We start from the raw sequence: 1647 nt of genomic DNA, 5'->3' as shown, positions 1-1647 counted from the left end.
ATTGACTAATTTTACCATTAAAAAAGCCCGCAAAGCGGGCTTGAGAACACACATATTTTTTACAGCTTAATTAACAGCTGTAGTACATTTCAAACTCAACTGGGTGAGTTGTCATGTTAAGCTTTTCAACTTCTTGAGACTTAAGTGAGATGTAAGCATCGATTAAGTCATCAGTGAAAACGCCACCTTGAGTTAAGAATTCACGGTCTGCGCTAAGTGCAGATAGTGCTTCGTCAAGTGATGCTGCAACAGTTGGAATTTCTGCTGCTTCTTCAGCTGGTAAGTCGTATAAATCTTTATCCATAGCATCGCCAGGATGGATCTTGTTTTTGATACCATCAAGGCCAGCCATAAGCATTGCTGAGAAAGCAAGGTATGGGTTAGCAGTTGGATCCGGGAAGCGTACTTCAATACGACGACCTTTTTCAGATGGAACCACTGGGATACGGATTGATGCAGAACGGTTACGTGCAGAGTATGCAAGCATAACTGGTGCTTCAAAACCTGGTACTAAACGTTTGTACGAGTTAGTAGAGGCATTTGCGAAAGCGTTAATTGCTTTAGCATGCTTGATGATGCCGCCAATGTAGTAAAGTGCATCTTCAGAAAGACCGCCGTACTTATCGCCAGCAAAAAGGTTAACACCGTCTTTAGCTAAAGACTGGTGACAATGCATACCAGAACCGTTATCACCAACAACTGGCTTAGGCATAAACGTTGCTGTTTTACCGTATAAGTGAGCCATGTTATGGATAACATATTTCATTTCTTGAATTTCATCCGCTTTTAATACCATTGTATTAAAGCGAGTAGCGATTTCGTTTTGACCTGCTGTTGCTACTTCGTGGTGATGTGCTTCTACTACTTGGCCCATTTCTTCTAGAACTAGACACGTAGCTGAACGCCAATCTTGGAAGTCATCAACTGGAGCAACAGGGAAGTAACCGCCTTTAACACCTGGACGGTGACCAGTGTTGCCATCTGCATATTCTTTATCTGAGTTCCAAGCAGCTTGCTTAGAATCAATTTTGTACATAGAACCAGACATATCTGATTTGTATTTAACGTCGTCAAATACGAAAAATTCTGGCTCTGGGCCAAATAAAACTGTATCTGCAATACCTGTAGAGCGCATGTAGTCTTCAGCACGCTTAGCAACAGAACGCGGGTCGCGCTCATAGCCTTGTAGTGTAGAAGGCTCTACTACGTCACAACGTAAAATTAATGTCGCTTCTTCAGTGAAAGGGTCTAGTTTGATTGACTCAGGAACTGGCATTAATACCATGTCTGATTCGTTTATGCCTTTCCAGCCTGCAATTGAAGAACCGTCGAACATTTTACCGTCTTCGAAAAAATCTTCATCAACTTGGTGATGAGGAATCGATACATGTTGCTCTTTACCCTTAGTGTCAGTAAAGCGTAAATCAATGAACTTGACGTCATTTTCTTTAATAAAATCTAAAACCGATTGTGACATGTGTCCTCCAACTATTGGGTTTTGTTATTGCTGCATAATTGCTTTGGTATTTACTAAGCTGATTTTGTGCCATTATTGTAACTGGCTGTTTATAAATTAAAAAAATATCATTGCATCAAAATGGAATATATTTACGCACCATATTGGTGCGTAAATATTCCATTTCGGTG

The 1647-nt window shown here is 40.6% G+C and carries 1 protein-coding gene; it reads right to left on the bottom strand.

Annotation, left to right across the window (positions count from 1 at the left end):
* Positions 1 to 70: 70 nt before the first annotated feature.
* Positions 71 to 1477, bottom strand: a complete 1407-nt coding sequence (gene glnA / locus GQR46_RS19420) for a glutamate--ammonia ligase (RefSeq protein WP_024594310.1) — start codon at positions 1475 to 1477, stop codon at positions 71 to 73.
* Positions 1478 to 1647: the final 170 nt, after the last annotated feature.

Source organism: Pseudoalteromonas sp. Z1A6 (assembly GCF_011378745.1).
GTDB lineage: Bacteria > Pseudomonadota > Gammaproteobacteria > Enterobacterales > Alteromonadaceae > Pseudoalteromonas > Pseudoalteromonas arctica.
This window is presented reverse-complemented; position numbering and strand designations above follow the sequence as displayed.